Here is a 17,068-nt window from a genome sequence, read left to right on the forward strand (position 1 = left end):
TATTTTGTATTTAAATTATTTTAATAACACCAAATCCATAACTTATAGTTCAGAGCTCTGACTTCTTCGTGTTCTTAAAATATCAATAATTCGATTATAAATAATACCTGAGAGCATGACAGTATCATTACCATTAGTATTTATAAATTGCACAACAACAGTGTCGATATCTTTATGATAACGCGCAATGCTTGAATACCCCAAAACCCAGCCTGTATGCTCATATTCGTAAAGCGAAGCATATAATACTTGCTCTTCAAAGGTGAAAAGTGTGCCGTTATTTAATGCAAGTATAAAGCGACCTACATCGCTAGCAGTAGCAACATAGCCTTGATCAAGTGTTTTAAAATCATTCTTATAGCCAACATAATAGCCACTCATTAGCTGATCTATATTTACGTCATTAATAGAAGCAAACGTATTCGTTAAGCCATTAGGAGCTAATATTTCAGCTTTAATAAATAGATTGTGATCATAACCCAGCACATTAGACATGATCCTACGCAGTAGTAGGTAATTGGTATTTGAATAACCGTAATCAGTATCGGGGCTAAAATCAGCAGGAGTGTCTAGTATCAAGGCTAAGGGATCAGGGTATGAAACTGACCAATCATAGTTAGGTGTATCTGTGTAATTAGCTATACCACTGCGATGTTGTGCCATCATGCGCAGTGTGATTTTATCTGCGTTTTCTATTCGGCCATTTAACGAGGGTAGATAGTCAGCCAGGGTTTTATCCACATCAATAAGCCCAGCACCAGCCAATTTAGTTAATGCCGATGCGTCATACAGCTTACGAATGCTGCCAATTTTAAACAATGCGTGAGCGTAGGCAGCTATTTTTTTATCTCGATCATGCCAGCCTTGCACAAAATATTCAGGTTGTTGCCCTGATTTTTGAACATAGACAATAATGCCATCCATCCCTTGCTCAATAGCATCGATTGTTTGATCTTGAACGGTCGTGGGCAAAGGGGATAAATAATATAAAGCAAACTTCCAAGGGGCAAAAAAGTATATGCTAGTGAGGGTAACAATCAGAGCAGTAATACGCATAAGTGTGAGCGTTTTTTTGTTCTTTAATTGCATCATTGTATTCCCGCTTCATTTATTATTTTAGTGTGTGGGTGACGTTACTTAATGTACTAGGCATAGCTTTAGCAGCTATTGATGGCACGAACTTAGTAGCAGCAATGCCTAACGACACTGCTGCACAGCTATAAGAGTTGTGATTGTTAAAGGGTACCTTTACTTCTTAACCTTGCCCTTAAGAACATAGATCTCGCCCTCAAAACTCCCCTGAATTGTCAACCCTTGTCCCGCCAACTCCTTCAGATATTCTATATGATCTTCAGTGATATGCTGACCCGGAACCAACAGTGGAATGCCCGGTGGATAGGGCGTAACTAAGCCAGCACAAATACGGTTGTTGCTTTTGCTAATAGGCACAGATTCGCGCTCTCCATAGAAAGCATCGCTTGGAATACACGCCAAATCTATGGCGGGTAAACTCTCTGGTAAACGAGAGCGTCTCGTCGATGTTGACAGTTTTACCTTACCGCTGTCGAGCTTCTTTAGCGCATTGTACAGACGAATGATCTTTGAACGCGTGCCGCCAAGCGTGAGTAAAACCAAGATGGTGCTGTGAGTGTACTTCTCTATTTCTAGGCCAATTTCATCTAACAGAAATTTATGAATATCTTTTAATGAATAAGGTAATTCGCTAATGTCGATGAGAATTTTTAGTGGGTCGTGACCCATGTTATCACCACTAAAGTGCGGAAATATTTCCATAAAGTCTTGCTTACCTAGCACTTTAATGTGGTTGAGCGAGGCCATCTGTTGTTTAAATTCTTCCACGTGGTTCAACAAGGCATTAAGCAATTTATAGCCTTCCATCTCCAATTGCTTTTGGCACACGTCAAGCGACGCTATCAGCTGATACTTTGGCGATGTGCTGGCGTAAATACTGTAAATTTCTCGAAAGAAATCGGCATCGAAATCAGGATCGTTTACATGAATATAAGACGCCTGAGAAAACGCCGATACCACTTTATGCGCTGAATGGGTGATATAGTCCGCCCCAGCATGGATAGCAGAATAATAACGTAAGCTAGGGTGAAAAAGAGAGTAAGCGAACCACGCTTCATCTATAAACACTTTAATACCATGTTGATGGGCAAACTCTACCACTTGTTTTAAATCGCTCAGTAGGCCATCGTAGGTGCAACCAGTGAGAACCAGTAATTTAGCATCGGTGTTCTGTTCTATCGCTTGTTTAATGTCGGCCAACGACGGCGGCGCGAAGATGCCATATTTAGGGTTTAAAATGCTCGACAAATAAATAGGGAAACTAGCTGATTGCAAGATGCCATAATGCACAGATTTATGACAATTGCGGTCGATAATCACTTTATCGCCCTTGCGCAGCAGTGTCTGCAAGATGATTTTATTTGAGGTTGACGACCCGTTCGTCACGAAATAAGTATGCTTAACTTCAAAGGTCGCCGCAGCGGACTCCTGAGCACGGCCAATCGTATTGGTGCTGTCTGACAATGAACCTAACGAATCAACTGATACGGATAGGTCGCCAACGAATACATTGCGGCCATAAAACTGATAAAAATCTTTGATATAAGGGGAGTTTCTAAAACTAGAACCGCCACTATGTCCAGGTGTATGCCATGAGTCGTTAGATTCGCCAACATAACGGCGATACGCCGTCCAGAATGGGGTCTCTGCTCGGTCATCAAAGTCGTTGATCATATAACCTAAAATCGCTTCTGGATCAGAAATCACCTCATCTTTAAAGAAAAATGATTCGATCTCCCCCGACTCGTTGACTATCTCCAGTCCTTTCGTATCGTCGCCGATAACATAAACTGGCAATTCAAGACGGATACCTTTTAACTGCTCGATAAAGCGGCTATACGTTCGTTCGCCAACTTTGTTGTGTACATCCCAACTGAGAACAACGGCTTGAATATCACCATCTTCCTCAACACATTCCAATGCTTGCTTAAGTTCAAGGCGTTCAATTATATCAATATGAACATCACTTCGTTCAAAATTAGGGATCGTTTTCGACAAATTCGTAGAAAGCTCTTGCAAGGTGGCAGGGTCTTGCTCAATTAACAAGATACGAAGTAAAGGTAACATAGGCGTTTTCGCAATAAAATTTCATAATGCTCAACAGCATAACTAAAGGACTGAGACTTGTGAAATTAATACTTTTAAAATGTTTCATTAATTATGCTATTTCAGTAACACGCCACGCAGGTGTAACGCCCATGGAGTATGAGCCAATGGTGCACATCGGCTTTAAATTATTTATGTACAACTTTTTCAAGTTTTTGTTCAACCGCAGCAACATCTTTATCCATAGCAAGTTTGGTACGATTAAATAGACGGGAAATATGCGTATTTACGGCTTTAGTTAGCTAGCCAAAGAATGATTAAGGTAGATATAAAATATCTCTAATTGCACAAGGCTGATTTGTGTCAGTAGCACACGGTCAATAATGTGATGTATAAAGTCTAGATTTAGCTTTATGTCTCAATAAGAGCTTTATGCTGTAAGTCGTAAGCATTAAGTTTACTGAGTGTTAAATTAAGCGACGTAGGTTGGATTGAAGATAGCGAAACTCAACGAAACAATATTCAACCAAATTAGCACCAGTATTTAGTAGCATTATCGGTTGTTTTAAATCAGCTCAGATAAGCTGCTCAGTAATATGGTGTCTGAAGGCAAGGTTTGACCCCCTCGATTCTTCGAGATCATTTTTTCACTTAGTCTGTCTGACTTAAAGGTGTAGGTAATTCACTTGTTATGCATTTGGCGTAATTATTCAATATGTCCAAGTACAATGTATTTAGACTGCAGTGGTATTTCCTTATATCTAGAGAAACGAATGTCATATTTAAAATACTTACCTTATTCATTAGCACTATCTTTATTTTGTATTACTCATCTCACAGCCATTGCTCAAACGACAGAATCACCTGATCGCAGTTATACTGGCTTTGAAGATGTGGATGTGGCGCAACCAAAATGGGAGTATGGTTTAGCCACGGGTGTTATCGACGCACCTAACTACCCTTCGTCATCGGAGCGAAACTTTACACCGCTAGCACTTCCTTATTTCATTTATCGTGGAGATACTTTTCGAATAGGAGAAGAAGGTGCAAGAGCTGTTGTAGTAGAAGAGCAGAAATTCGAACTTGATTTGTCCATAGATGGAGCCTTAGCTGCGGATGCTGACAATAACTCCCTTCGTGATGGTATGCCAGAGCTCGATTTTTTATTTGAAGTTGGACCGCAATTAATTTATCGGCTAAGAGATGTCAACTTTACAAAAGGGGGGAAAGGCAGATTGAATTTAAGATTGCAATTACGTAGCGTATTTTCAACCGATTTTGAGTCCATTGATAGCCGTGGTTATGTATTCGAACCGGAAATATCTTACCAACAACGAAACGTACTGTTTACCAATACAGCAATGGACGCCTCATTAAGCTTGGTGTTTGCTTCTGACAAGTTACAAGATTATTTTTACGGTGTGTCTCCTGAATTTGTTACAACTGATAGGGCTGCTTTTGATGCATCTAGTGGTTATTTAGGCGCCGAACTATCTGCAGGAGTATCCTTTCCTATTTATGACAATATTAGGGGCTTTGCTGGAGGTAGTATCAATTTCCATCATGGCGCAGCAAATCAAGACAGTCCACTATTTGAAAAGGATGTTACCTACAGTGTTGGGGTCGGATTAGTTTGGCGTGTTGGTAAGAGTGTTCTGCTAGCCAAGTAGATAGGTTGACTTGGTAAAGAAGCTAACACCTTTTGGCTTCATCTATCATATGAACATATTAGCTAGGATCTGTTGAACGTTCGAGGTGAGATTTAAGCTAAAAGGTCACGTATGAACATTATTTCTCCAAAAAAATCGATAGGCGAACACATTCCTTAAACAACACTTAACGGCGATGAAAACTTAAGATGGGTGTCATCTTAAATTTCCTTTCGTCTAGATAACTGGGCAGTCCCAGAATGGGTAAAACTATTTAAATTAGGCCAATAACGTTCTTTTGCTGTTTTTAGACCATTATTATTTTTATTTTCTAATGCATTTACCATTTTGAAAAAGTCTTTTTTAAACTCATCACTTCTTAGCTTGTCAAAGTCAGACTCATTTGCAAATTCTGCGAACCAAAGCCCCTTAACATAAGACTCAAAAACACAACATAATAAACTTGCTGCTGAGCCATATAGTTGCCTTTCACACAAGACTATAATACTTCGATGATGCTCTATTACTAAGGAGTGATATAAACCATTACATTAAACACTGTTTAGCTCACGTAGCTGATTGAATAAACTCTGCTTACCCGAAAGTAAACACCAGTACATTGGTAAAAACCCAAACAAGAAAATAGTGATACTTCCTTTGATGAGGGAGTTTTCTAGTTTTTTCAAGTTGATTTTAACAGTGAAAGTACTGGAGCTTATTTGCCAATATGAAGGCAAGTCCAGTGTATTTGTTTCAAGTGGCAAAGTTGTTACTACTTTTGCTTTCGATAGGTCAAACATATTTACCATTTGACCTTCACCATAGGTGTTAACATGAAGCCACTTGATTCCATTACGGTCATACAAGTCTAGTTGAGCAGTGCTAAAAATTATGCTTTTTATTGGTCGCTTCATAACCACTTATTCTCCTAGGTGTATAACATTTTAGTATTTATGCGACACGCAGTTTGTGTTGCATAATCGCTTGTTGGACTGAGGCGCTACCTGCTCGGTGTGCCAGAGTTGGTGTTCTTTATACTATGGACTTTACATATATAGAAAGGCTTTTTATGACCTAACCGATATCTAGCCAATTTTATTGGCGTGCCTGCCGTATCTTAGCTATTCCTGCGTTGCTCAGCGTTTATTATGAGTTCATTAAACCTAATGTTTAACAGTTAAGCAATGATATTTTTCTCATGCACAGTCGCTATTAGCCTGAGCAGTTAAGCAGGTTAACTAGTTGATTTGATAAAGCAAGGCTGCTAACTCGTCCGCGCTATTTTATTTATCGCCACATCTAAATTCATCACACCAAAAAGCCGCAATATGCCAACCCGACAGTGAGGGCAAGGTCAATTGATAAATCAAAGAGAGCTACAAACAAACACTGACTTCATGCATCACAGTTTTTGACTGACTGGTTTTCGCTCTTTGCTGAAGTACGCCTGTGTGCAAAAAGATATTGACCCTAATAGGATATAAAAAATTCACTTTAGTTTGCTGTATCTGTTTGGAGTTATTCCTAAAACTTCTTTAAAGTCTCGAATAAGGTGAGATTGATCAACATATTCCAATCGGGTAACAATATCTAAGATACTAACGGTGTTGGATTCGAGTTCATCTAAAACCCTACTAAGCCTGTACTTAGCTAACAAAGATAACACCCACTCTAAAGTTTGTATTTTTTATATTTTGCACTAACTTTTAATTAGTGCGAAAAATAAACAAGGTGTCCTATGGCTATCGCAAGAAAGCGTCAAATAAGCTTGGTTGATACAAAATACTATCATTGCATTTCTCGCTGTGTACGCCGAGCATTTTTATGCGGTGAAGACCGCTTTACAGGGAAGTCTTATGAGTACCGCAGAGGGTGGGTTGAAGAGAAACTACTGAGTCTAGCCAAGGTATTTTGTATTGATGTATGTGCTTATGCAGTAATGAGTAACCACACGCACTTAGTGCTCTATGTTGATGATAAAAAAGCAAAGAGGCTGAATGATAAAGCCATTATTATCCGCTGGCATAAACTCTGTAAGGGCACTTTGTTTACTCAAAAATACATGCAAGGTGAAAAGCTAAGTAAAACAGAGCGCATATTTTTTAACCAAACGGTTGAGCAATATCGAGAGCGCTTAGCAAGCATCAGTTGGTTTATGCGACTATTAAATGAAGACATTGCGCGTAAAGCTAATAAAGAAGATGGTTGTACAGGCCGATTCTGGGAGGGAAGATTCAAATCACACGCATTATTAGATGAAGCCGCCATAGCTGCTTGCATGGCTTATGTCGATTTAAACCCCATCAGAGCCAAAATGGCGAATATCCCTGAAGAGTCAGCCCACACCAGCGTACAAAAACGCATTGAAAGTGCAAAGGACGGCAAACAACCAAAACAACTCCTGCGCTTTGCAGGCATGCCCAGACAACACATGGCAAAAGGATTACCGTTTGAGCTAAAATCTTACTTAGAATTAGTAGAGCTCACAGGACGATGTTTGCGTGAAGATAAACGCGGCCACATTGAAGAGGCGAACTTACCACTTTTAGCGCGCATCAATATCTCCCCTGAAAACTGGTTAAAGCTCACTACACACTTTACCCGCGTATTTCATGGCGCAGTTGGTAGACCGTCATCACACACAAGTTACTGTGAAAATTTAAACAGAAAACGACGCAGCAACCTCAGTAATTGCGAAAAACTACTCGCATAGTTGTAAAAACACATTCAAATGTTAAAAACTGCCCTTAGGCAGAAATTCGCATGCCTGTAATTTAGGATTTGGTGATGATGTACTTATATTAAAGTGAATACAGTGGTGATTTTAGATATTTAGAACATTGATATCTGATTTTACAGGGGGGGGGCTATGCTCTTTCCAAGAAATAATTAAGATGAGTGTCACCTTAATCCCTTTAGTGTTTATGCAACACGCAGTTTGTGTTGCATAATCGCTTGTTGGACTGAGGCGCTACCTGCTCGGTGTGTTCGCGTTGGTATTGTTTATGCTATGGACTTTACATATATAGAAAGGCTTTTTATGACCTAAGCTATATCAAGCCAATTTCATCGGCATGCCTGTGTATCTAAGCTATCTCTGCGTTACTCAGCGTTTATTATGTCCCTATTAAACCTAATATTTAACTGTTAAGCAATGATATTTTCACCACGCACAGTCGCTACTAGCCTGAGCAATTAAGCAGGTTAACTCATAACTTTAGGATGGGTGTCACCGCTGTTCCTAAGTTCATAATCAATCTTGTTTTACCTCTGGTTGAGGCAATTGTGAGTGATAAGCATTTTGAAATTACTAGGCTTATCAAACTTGGTTCAACAATGATGAGTAGCTCAAACACAGACTTTGTAAGAGAGCCTATTAAATGTATAAAGAAGGTAGACACCAGTATTGAGAAGTTTAAATTTAAACTAATTAATGAAGAGTTAACTTTACGTGAAGTCATAGAATACTTCTCGAGAAGTGGATTACTGGATGTTCCTGAACGTTTAAATACACATATGGATACAGATATATCTAGCTTTTCGGAAGAGGAACGAGAGGAGTTAGAAAAAGAATATATAGCATGGGGGCTAGCTCTTCGAGCCAAAATGCCTAGCGTTAAAAGTTACTCGAATTATATAAATGAAAGTTCGGGTTTTGCGACCCATCAAGGTGTGAAAGGCTTGGAGTTTGACCGAGTAATGGCTGTTTTGGATGATGACAGTGCAGGAGGCTTTCTTTTTAAATATGAAAAGCTACTTGGTGCAGAACCACTGAGTAGCACTGACATGAAAAACGAAGCTGACGGAAAAGACTCTACCCCTCTAAGAACAAGAAGACTGTTTTATGTAATATGTAGTCGGGCTGAAAAAAGTCTGGCTATAGTCGCATATACTAATAATCCAGAAGCGGTTAAAGCTAATGCAATCCAATCATGGTTTAAAGACAATGAAGTGGTTATGTTGTGACTTAATCGTAAATATTAGGTTTTGTTATGGTTAGCATAGGATATGAAAAACCGTACCGATTTACTCATTTTTTAAGTGAAACGAAACAATTATAAGTACTTCTGTTTTCAATGAACCTAAATGATTTCTGTCCATCGACGGGCTATAAATACAACTCGCCTTTGCCCCAAAATCATTCAGAGCAAATACTCTTGGGTCGACTTTGAGAAAACTACGAAAGTTACCCAAAGCAGAACGAGTGAGCTACTCGGTAGCTGCTTAAAATCAATTAGTTAACCTGCTTAATTGCTCAGGCTAGCAGCATCTGTACGTGTAACAAATATAATTGCTAATCTAGCCAATTTAGATGTAATGAATATATAATAAGCGCTGAGCAATGCAGAAAAAGTTTACATAACAAGGGCTAAGCTGATTAAACTAGCTAGGAAAGTGAGAGCCTCCAAAAAGCAAATTCCCATAGCATATGCAACACAAACTGCGTGTAGCATAAATACTAAAATGTTAGCAGTATTTATAGTAAGGAGATAATAATGGACTGGAGGGATTGCGACTCACTCAGAGCATTAAAGAAGTTGGGAAGTTTTAAATCAGTAAAGGAAAAGATAAATTGTGACCTTGAAAATATTTCATCAATTAATGCAAGAGGGTGGAGTGAACTATTCGATAAAATAACATCTCTTCGCGCCTTGTACATTTCAGAACCCAAAAAAGTAGATGGAGATTTCATATCTGAAAGTAATAAGTACATCTTTGTACTCTTATACACATCCGGAAAGATTAGGCTCGATTTTTTAGAAGTAGATGTTAATCATTATAAAGATAAGTCTGTTGCTAAAAGATGGAGAAATAAAGTGATGAAAGCAATACATCCTGACGTATGCAGTGATAGTCGTTCAGAAGCAGCAACAAGGGCTTTGAATGATATTTATAATGAAATGGTGCAATGATGCGTGAGTTGTTACCTTTCAAGGGTGAAAGCGTTAAGGGGTTGTATAAAAAACCAAGCATGGAGCAGTTTGAGCACTTAGACTCTAAAACCATAAAAGGTATTGATAATGCTTGGGATAAAATTGGAATAATAAATGATGAGGGTACTGTTTGGGTTGAATCAAGCAAATTGCATACAGTAATTAGAACCACTAAGGGAAGCGCAAAATACTGGGTTTCAAAGCTGCAGAAAAATGAAAAAATTGTAGCAACAAATGGGGGTATTTATGTTAGTGGTTCTTCATTGTGTAAATACTTGGACGAGCGAGTAAATTACGCAGGGAAACTAAATACAGAAGACTATTTGGAGTATTCCTGTGCGCTATTGGTTGCGACACGCCGATGTTCTCGAGCTCGAGAACTTAGAGCTAGACGCTATGAGCAAACTTCAGAAAAGCTGAAAAGACTAAAATCAATAAGAATCAAAGCCCATAAAATAACTAAGGATGAGTTGACTGGAGATGATTTGAATATAAGGACAGCTGAGTTTTCACACATACGTAGCAAAAGTGCCTATCCTCAAATTGCCCACTATTTGAATAATGGTTTAATTGTCAATAAGTCCACTCATGACCTAATAACTAGGAATAATGTAAACGATGAAAAAGAGTTACTGTTCCTTTGTCAGCAAATGTCTTGGAGTACAAAGTGGTACAACAACTTTAAGAAATCGTTTTGCAAATAAAGATTGCTAACAAACTGTTTAAGAGTGATTCGCAACGCGTGGCATTTTCACTATGCGTAGTGTTTGTTGTTTAAGGTGGTATACGGCGGCATCGGTATTAGTTGACCAGAACACTCACACCTTAACAGGGCATTGCGGCTGTAGAATTACTCTTTTTTAAGAAAAACAGCCTGTTTTATGGGGTCCAAATGCATTACCTAATGCTTTAAAAGCGCTTAGAGTTAATTAAAGGAACTCGTTTTTTAATTGAATTTGGCTGTTGGAGTTATTCTACAGCCACGTTACCGAATAAATACTCTAACACGTTTTTGTCCAAAAACGAGTTTATCGGCCGCCTGCTATTCGCTCTTTGCCGAAGTTCAGCTAAGTGCCAGAAGCGGACGATTGTGAAAGCTGAGCAAAATCAACTAATCCAATTCTAAGACCAGTAGTTTCATGATTTATAATATCGCTATTATGAACGGAAGATATTACTTAGACCACTCCAGATTTAGTACCCAAATGGCAAGACCAAGTATTTGGACCATGGTGCAGAGCTGGTACAAACTTGCAAAATGCGCCAACTGTTTTTTGCTGTGAATTTTTATATATCAATTTTGTTGCTGTTTCGCCTTCAAACTCAACGATAAGTTTTTCATCTAGAAAAATAAATAGCGGTAATGGTATACCAAGGCCAATAAAAAAACCATTAACGCTTTCGTCTTTGGCTTTGTAATACCAAACTTCTTTCTTTTGGTCAGATTTTACTTTTAAAGGTTCACCAAATTGCTTTTTTACTTCTGATTTAGTTAAAGAAACACTCTCCTCCTCATCATAAGAGTACACAACACCTGCACCTATGCATCCTGAGATAGATATAACAAAAATAACAGTGAAAAAAATTCGTAGAAGAGCCATTCATCAATCCTTTATTAGCTAAAAATTTCCATTATAAAATGGTCGTTATTCAATAATTACATATATTAAACTGAGTTGTACCTTTTAATTTTAAAAGCCAGTGATGATTTATGTTCGTCGTTGGTTTCAATTGTCCCTATAAAATAAGAATATCATTTTTACCAAATGATAGAGTTTCAATGACGGGTCTCGCATTTTGGATGTTGCTACGAATTTTTCAGCGTCCGGTTGTCGCTCAAAGCAGTCACTAATTTACTCTACTTTATCTTTAAACTCACACAAGTCTTCAATAATACAGCTGCCACATTTTGGCTTACGCGCTACACAGGTATAACGCCCGTGTAGAATCAGCCAATGATGCACGTCTACTTTAAACTCTTTTGGGACTACCTTTTCAAGCTTTTGCTCAACGGCTACTACATCTTTACCCATGGCGAGTTTAGTTCGGTTTGAAACACGAAAAATATGTGTGTCTACCGCTATTACGGGCCAGCCGAAGGCGGTGTTGAGCACTACATTCGCAGTTTTACGGCCAACGCCGGGTAGGGCTTCTAGGGCTTCGCGATTTTCAGGCACAATACTATTATGTTGATTGACGAGAATTTCACACATTTTATAAACGTTGGCGGCTTTTGAATTAAATAAACCGATAGTTTTAATGTAATCACGCAGTGTATCGTGACCTAAATCTAAAATAGCTTGTGGTGTATTGGCAACCGGAAACAGCTTACGTGTGGCTTTATTTACGCCCACATCGGTTGCTTGCGCTGATAGCGTTACTGCAACAAGTAGCTCAAACGGGCTTGAATATTCAAGCTCGGTTTCTGGATGTGGGTTATCGTCGCGCAGGCGCGTGAGTATTTGGTGACGTTTTTCTTTATTCATGCAACTTAAACGCATTATAAAATAATGCGCTTCCCCTTAAGTTAAACTGGTGACCCTTGCTCGCGGCCCTTTTTCAGGCTCTGGTGGAGCAACTTGCTTTGATTTTATTTGTGCGTCAATCACATTTTTAGCGGCGATCAGTAAACCTAAGCCTAAAAATGCGCCGGGTGGTAAAATAGCTAACAAAAATTGGTTATCAAAACTAAAAATTTCAATACGTAAAACGGATGCCCATGGGCCAAGTAATAAATCAGCACCATCAAATAGAGTGCCTTGGCCGATTAATTCACGCATGGCGCCTAAAACAACTAGCACAACCATAAACCCTAAGCCCATCATTAGGCCGTCAAACGCTGATAAATGCACAGGATTTTTAGAGGCATACGCTTCAGCGCGGCCAATGATGGCGCAGTTAGTGACAATCAATGGGATGAAGATCCCCAATGACTGATACAAACCAAATGTGTATGCGTTCATTAATAATTGAATAATCGTTACAAATGCAGCAATGATCATCACAAAAACAGGGATACGAATATCTTTTGGTACCCAATTTCTCACGGCTGAAATAGTAACGTTTGAGCCCACAAGTACCAGTAATGTGGCTAAGCCAAGCCCTAGCGCATTGGTAATTGTGGAGGTGACTGCCAGTAATGGGCATAAACCGAGAAGTTGAACGAGAGCGGGGTTGTTTTTCCACATGCCTTCGTTGATTAGTTCTTTTAACGGGTTATTTGTTTGACTCATAGTTGACCTGCCAAGCATGCGTTTTCTGCCGCAAAAACGTCATCAAAGTGTTGTTGAGCGAATAGCACTGCGTCTTTCACTGAACCTACAACGGCGCGAGGGGTGATGGTAGCGCCTGTAAACTGGTCGAAGTTACCACCGTCTTTTTTTACGGCCCAACGCTTATCGTCGGTGCTTAACACTGTTTGGTCTTTGAAAACGGTGATCCACGGTGATTTTCTAAGTTCTATTTTATCCCCTAAACCGGGCGTTTCTTCATGCTTTGTTACACGCACGCCTGCGATTTCACCATTGGCAAATACCGCGGTTAATAAATCTATATTTCCGCTATAACCCTTAGGCGTAACGTGGCGCATAACGAGTGCAATGTTTTGGCCATTTTTACGCGCGCGATACACGGTTTGCGAGTCACGTGCGCTGAGTAAATCATTCTCGATTAGTGCACAATCTTCGTAGAGGGCATTATCATATAAGTGGGCATCAAGCACTTCTTGCAGTTGTGATGAGAGCTGTTTGCGCTCTTGCTCTGCAATGCTGTCCTTGGTTAAGCTAAAAATAGTGGCGACTGCACCTGTGGTTAACAGTGCAAACAAGGCTAAAATGGCGCCATTTTTTCCCATCGACGATAAAATCATTTATTTACCCCGTGTCCGTAAGTGCGTGGTTGGGTGTAGTAATCAATTAATGGTACCGCCATATTAAGCAGTAATACGGCAAACGCCATGGCATCAGGAAAACCACCAAAAGTACGAATTAAATACACCAATAAACCAATAAATGCGCCGTAAATTAAACGTCCGCGATTTGTTGTGGCGGCCGATACGGGATCAGTTGCAATAAAAAAAGCCCCCATCATTGTCGCGCCACTAAATAAATGAAATACCACTCCAGGCTCGGTGCCAGGGGATGCGATATACCCTATTGCACTGCATACGCTAAGCATGGCAATTATACCAACTGGAATATGCCAATTAATTATTTTTGCTTTAATTAGGTATAAACCACCGACTAAGAAACCAAGGTTAACCCATCCCCAACCAAGGCCTGTCCATTGGTTGAATAGTGGGTTTTGCATACTCTCTGACACGGTTAATCCGTGGGCTACGTCGGTTTTTATCGTATCAAGCGGTGTGGCCATTGTTACGCCATCAACGCCAACACGCATCTGATCTAGGCTGAAACCACTGCTCGTAAAACCATTAAAAATCAGTGCTAGCTGTTGGCTTAAGTCGATTGATTTACCAAGTAATTCGTTAACGGGGAGCCAGCTTGTCATTTGCACAGGGAAAGAGATAAGCAATAGCACATACGCAGCCATAGCGGGGTTAAATAAATTAAAACCAAGGCCACCATAAAGCTGTTTGACAATAACGATAGCGAAAAAGCAACCTATTACAATTACCCACCATGGGGCTAATGGCGGAATGCTTAGGGCTAACAACACGCCAGTTAACCATGCACTACCATCACTAAGTGCAGGCCAAATAGCGCGCTTGCGAATACGCATAATGATAGCTTCACACACACTGACGGTCACTAACGCTAAAATAAGTTGAATTAATACACCAGTACCAAAAAAATACAGTTGGGCAATAAGTCCAGGAATGCAGGCTAAAATCACTGTGAGCATTAATCTGCTGAGTGATTTATGGCTGTGGCTATGGGGCGAGCTGGCCATAGTTAGCTTCATGACTTATCACTTCCTTCTTTTAGTAGTTTTTTTGCTTTAGCACGCGCAATGGCGGCAGCTACAGCGGCTTTTTTCTTCTCTTGAGCTGTTAATTCAGGTTTTTCTTTTACGGGTGCTTGAGCTTCTATATTTTGCTCGAATGTTGCGGATGTTTCACTTGTCTCAGTTTGAGGATTTGCCTCATCAGCTTGCTCCTTCGCGGCTTTTTTAGCTTTAGCACGTGCAATGGCAGCAGCTATTGCCGCTTTTTTATCATCCACTGGTGTATTTTCTACTGTTTCTTCTTCAGTATTTACCTTTTCTGATGCAGCGATTTGCTCAGCTTGCGCGGCTTTTTTAGCTTTAGCACGCGCAATGGCGGCGGCCACGGCCGCTTTTTTGTCATCCGCTGGTGTGTTTTCTACTGTCGTTTCTTCAGTATTATTATTCTTTGATGCAGCGAGTTGCTCTGCTTGTGCGGCTTTTTTTGCTTTAGCACGCGCAATGGCAGCAGCTACAGCTGCTTTTTTATCATCAACTGGAGCATCCTCGGTCGTTGTTGATGCATCAGCTTGCGCGGCTTTTTTAGCTTTAGCGCGCGCAATGGCAGCAGCTACAGCCGCTTTTTTATCATCAACTGGAGCATCCCCGGTAGTTGTTGATGCATCAGCTTGTGCGGCTTTTTTAGCTTTAGCGCGAGCAATGGCGGCAGCCACAGCAGACTTTTTGTCATCAACAGGGGCATCTGAATGTGTAGCCTCATTAGTATCAGCGGCTTTTTGTTCTTTATAAAGGCGCGCTTGCTCTTTACGTGCGGCACGCTCTTTTGCTACTTCGCTATTATCAGGCTCTAGCTGATCGCCTTGTTTTTTTGCTTTAGCGCGAGCAATTGCTGCGGCAACAGCCGATTTTTCATCGTCTTTTGCGGGCTTATTACTTACGCGAGCTAACGCATCGGCTATCTTTTGTTTTTCATCGGCTGATTTTTCGGTGGCAGGTTTACGCTTATGGCGGTTTTTTCGGGCTTCTTGTTCGCGTTCTAATCGGGCATTACGCAATTCAAAACGTACTTTTGCGCGTTCAGCTTTAATTTGCTCTTCTTGTTTTTCTTTAATTTCAGCTTTTGCAACGCGATAGTATTGAACAAGAGGGATCTCACTTGGGCAAACATAGGCGCATGCGCCACATTCAATACAGTCAAATAAGTTGTGCTCTTTTAACTTGTCGTACTCTTGAGATTTAGCAAACCACTGCAATTGTTGAGGCAATAAAGAGGCAGGGCAAGCATCTGCACATGCGCTGCAGCGAATGCAGGCTTTTTCAGGGCCGGGCTCTGCAAGTTCATTATGATCAGGGGCTAAAATACAGTTGGTCGTTTTGACTACACCAATACGCACGGTGGGTAATGTAAACCCCATCATTGGGCCACCCATTACAACACGTTGCTGTGGTACAGGTGAGAAACCTTGGCAGTCGAGTAAGTGTTTTATCTCTGTGCCCAAGAGTGCCCAGACATTGCCGGGCTTATGAATCGTATTACCTGTTACGGTGATCACGCGTTCTATAAGTGGCTTACCTTCATAAACGGCTTGATTAATCGCGAATAAAGTACCCACATTTTGTACGAGCACGCCAATATCAGCAGGGATCCCACCGCTAGGTACTTCTTTGTTTGTGAGCAACTTAATCAGCTGTTTTTCGCCGCCTGACGGATAAATAGTCGGCACAGTCTGAACGATGATGTTATCAGCGTGCTGTGCGGCTTTTTTCATCGCTGCAATTGCATCGGGTTTATTATCTTCGATGCCAACAATAGTAAGGGTTGGAGTGAGTAATTGCTGCATCACTTCAATTCCGTTAATGATCCCTTGTGCGTGTTCTTGCATAAGTAGATCGTCAGCGGTTATATAAGGTTCACATTCAACAGCATTGACAACTAAATATTCAATGGCCTTTCTACTATCGGCTTTGATGTAAGTAGGAAAACCAGCTCCCCCCATACCAGCAATACCACTTTGATGAATGATATCTATAAGTTGTTCATGCGATAATTTACTCGGATCGGAAGCTACATGCAGCTCACACCAGGTATCTTCGCCATCTGGTATTATAATTACACTGAGTTCTGGCAGTGCAGAAGGGTGCGCAGATGGGGCGTGGCAAATATCTTCTATCACGCCTGATGTAGGTGCATGAACAGGTACTGACCAATTAGCGATAGGTTGTGTAAGCGCTTGTCCTTTTAATACGCGTTGGCCTTTTTCAACTATAAGTTGTCCATTGGCACCAATATGTTGCTTAAGAGGCACAACAAGTTTATCAGGCAGGGGTAGGCGAGTAATGGGCTGTGTGCTAGACAGTGTTTTTTGCCCAGGTGGGTGGATCCCACCTGGAAATGGCCACACTTTACCTTTTTTTATTTGATTTAGTAATTGTTCCATGTGG

16 protein-coding genes and 1 pseudogene are annotated in these 17,068 nt (G+C 40.4%); 5 read left to right on the forward strand and 12 right to left on the reverse strand.

Annotated elements, in window-relative coordinates:
- Positions 1–42 precede the first annotated feature (42 nt).
- From ACJJVX_RS11990 to ACJJVX_RS12000, 3 genes and pseudogenes are all read right to left on the reverse strand, one after another.
- Positions 43–1,092 (reverse strand): serine hydrolase domain-containing protein, encoded by a 1,050-nt coding sequence (locus ACJJVX_RS11990; RefSeq protein WP_405631613.1) that lies wholly within the window; start codon positions 1,090–1,092, stop codon positions 43–45.
- Between the two features lie 156 nt (positions 1,093–1,248).
- Entirely contained in the window at positions 1,249–3,159 is a 1,911-nt protein-coding gene (locus tag ACJJVX_RS11995; RefSeq protein WP_054206916.1) for an aminotransferase class V-fold PLP-dependent enzyme, read from the reverse strand.
- A 170-nt stretch (positions 3,160–3,329) separates the two neighbouring features.
- Positions 3,330–3,437 (reverse strand): annotated as a pseudogene (locus ACJJVX_RS12000) (endonuclease III); the annotation flags it as partial.
- A gap of 474 nt (positions 3,438–3,911) precedes the next feature.
- On the opposite strand from ACJJVX_RS12000, the gene ACJJVX_RS12005 reads away from it, so the two are divergent.
- The gene (locus tag ACJJVX_RS12005) at positions 3,912–4,808 is read left to right on the forward strand and encodes a MipA/OmpV family protein (protein WP_054206915.1); all 897 of its coding nucleotides are present in this window, start codon (positions 3,912–3,914) and stop codon (positions 4,806–4,808) included.
- Positions 4,809–5,008: 200 nt separating this feature from the next.
- Here ACJJVX_RS12005 and ACJJVX_RS12010 read toward each other — a convergent pair whose 3' ends face one another.
- The 3 genes from ACJJVX_RS12010 to ACJJVX_RS12020 form a co-directional block, all read right to left on the reverse strand.
- Positions 5,009–5,311 carry a DUF6988 family protein gene (locus ACJJVX_RS12010; RefSeq protein WP_405631711.1) on the reverse strand — a complete coding sequence of 101 codons (303 nt, stop codon included), beginning with the start codon at positions 5,309–5,311 and terminating at the stop codon, positions 5,009–5,011.
- Between the two features lie 27 nt (positions 5,312–5,338).
- Entirely contained in the window at positions 5,339–5,701 is a 363-nt protein-coding gene (locus ACJJVX_RS12015) for a hypothetical protein (RefSeq protein WP_405631616.1), read from the reverse strand.
- Positions 5,702–6,276: 575 nt separating this feature from the next.
- Entirely contained in the window at positions 6,277–6,453 is a 177-nt protein-coding gene (locus ACJJVX_RS12020; protein WP_405631618.1) for a helix-turn-helix domain-containing protein, read from the reverse strand.
- Positions 6,454–6,525: 72 nt separating this feature from the next.
- Here ACJJVX_RS12020 and ACJJVX_RS12025 point away from each other — a divergent pair, with 72 nt between their 5' ends.
- The 4 genes from ACJJVX_RS12025 to ACJJVX_RS12040 all read left to right on the forward strand — a co-directional run bounded on the left by ACJJVX_RS12025 (position 6,526) and on the right by ACJJVX_RS12040 (position 10,425).
- The gene (locus ACJJVX_RS12025) at positions 6,526–7,500 is read left to right on the forward strand and encodes a transposase (protein WP_405631621.1); all 975 of its coding nucleotides are present in this window, start codon (positions 6,526–6,528) and stop codon (positions 7,498–7,500) included.
- A gap of 572 nt (positions 7,501–8,072) precedes the next feature.
- Entirely contained in the window at positions 8,073–8,753 is a 681-nt protein-coding gene (locus tag ACJJVX_RS12030; RefSeq protein ID WP_405631623.1) for a hypothetical protein, read from the forward strand.
- Between the two features lie 530 nt (positions 8,754–9,283).
- Positions 9,284–9,700, forward strand: a complete 417-nt coding sequence (locus ACJJVX_RS12035) for a hypothetical protein (protein ID WP_404676415.1) — start codon at positions 9,284–9,286, stop codon at positions 9,698–9,700.
- Positions 9,697–10,425, forward strand: coding sequence for a hypothetical protein (locus tag ACJJVX_RS12040; RefSeq protein ID WP_404676414.1), 729 nt, complete (start codon positions 9,697–9,699; stop codon positions 10,423–10,425). The genes ACJJVX_RS12035 and ACJJVX_RS12040 overlap by 4 nt, the downstream gene beginning before the upstream one ends.
- Before the next feature lie 474 nt (positions 10,426–10,899).
- On the opposite strand, the gene ACJJVX_RS12045 is transcribed toward ACJJVX_RS12040, so the two are convergent.
- The 6 genes from ACJJVX_RS12045 to rsxC form a co-directional block, all read right to left on the reverse strand.
- Positions 10,900–11,322, reverse strand: a complete 423-nt coding sequence (locus ACJJVX_RS12045; protein WP_054205705.1) for a hypothetical protein — start codon at positions 11,320–11,322, stop codon at positions 10,900–10,902.
- A 252-nt stretch (positions 11,323–11,574) separates the two neighbouring features.
- Positions 11,575–12,207: an endonuclease III gene (nth, locus tag ACJJVX_RS12050; RefSeq protein ID WP_054205706.1), complete on the reverse strand. Its 633-nt coding sequence runs from the start codon at positions 12,205–12,207 to the stop codon at positions 11,575–11,577.
- Between the two features lie 36 nt (positions 12,208–12,243).
- Positions 12,244–12,954, reverse strand: coding sequence for an electron transport complex subunit E (locus ACJJVX_RS12055; RefSeq protein WP_054455005.1), 711 nt, complete (start codon positions 12,952–12,954; stop codon positions 12,244–12,246).
- Positions 12,951–13,589 carry an electron transport complex subunit RsxG gene (rsxG, locus tag ACJJVX_RS12060; RefSeq protein WP_054455007.1) on the reverse strand — a complete coding sequence of 213 codons (639 nt, stop codon included), beginning with the start codon at positions 13,587–13,589 and terminating at the stop codon, positions 12,951–12,953. Before rsxG ends, ACJJVX_RS12055 begins: the two co-directional genes overlap by 4 nt.
- Positions 13,586–14,644 (reverse strand): electron transport complex subunit RsxD, encoded by a 1,059-nt coding sequence (gene rsxD / locus ACJJVX_RS12065; RefSeq protein WP_054455009.1) that lies wholly within the window; start codon positions 14,642–14,644, stop codon positions 13,586–13,588. Before rsxD ends, rsxG begins: the two co-directional genes overlap by 4 nt.
- Complete coding sequence (gene rsxC, locus ACJJVX_RS12070; protein ID WP_405631628.1) at positions 14,641–17,064, reverse strand: electron transport complex subunit RsxC; 2,424 nt, start codon at positions 17,062–17,064, stop codon at positions 14,641–14,643. Before rsxC ends, rsxD begins: the two co-directional genes overlap by 4 nt.
- Positions 17,065–17,068: the final 4 nt, after the last annotated feature.

This window comes from Pseudoalteromonas sp. Ld20 (genome assembly GCF_045064175.1).
In the GTDB taxonomy this organism is placed as follows: domain Bacteria; phylum Pseudomonadota; class Gammaproteobacteria; order Enterobacterales; family Alteromonadaceae; genus Pseudoalteromonas; species Pseudoalteromonas neustonica.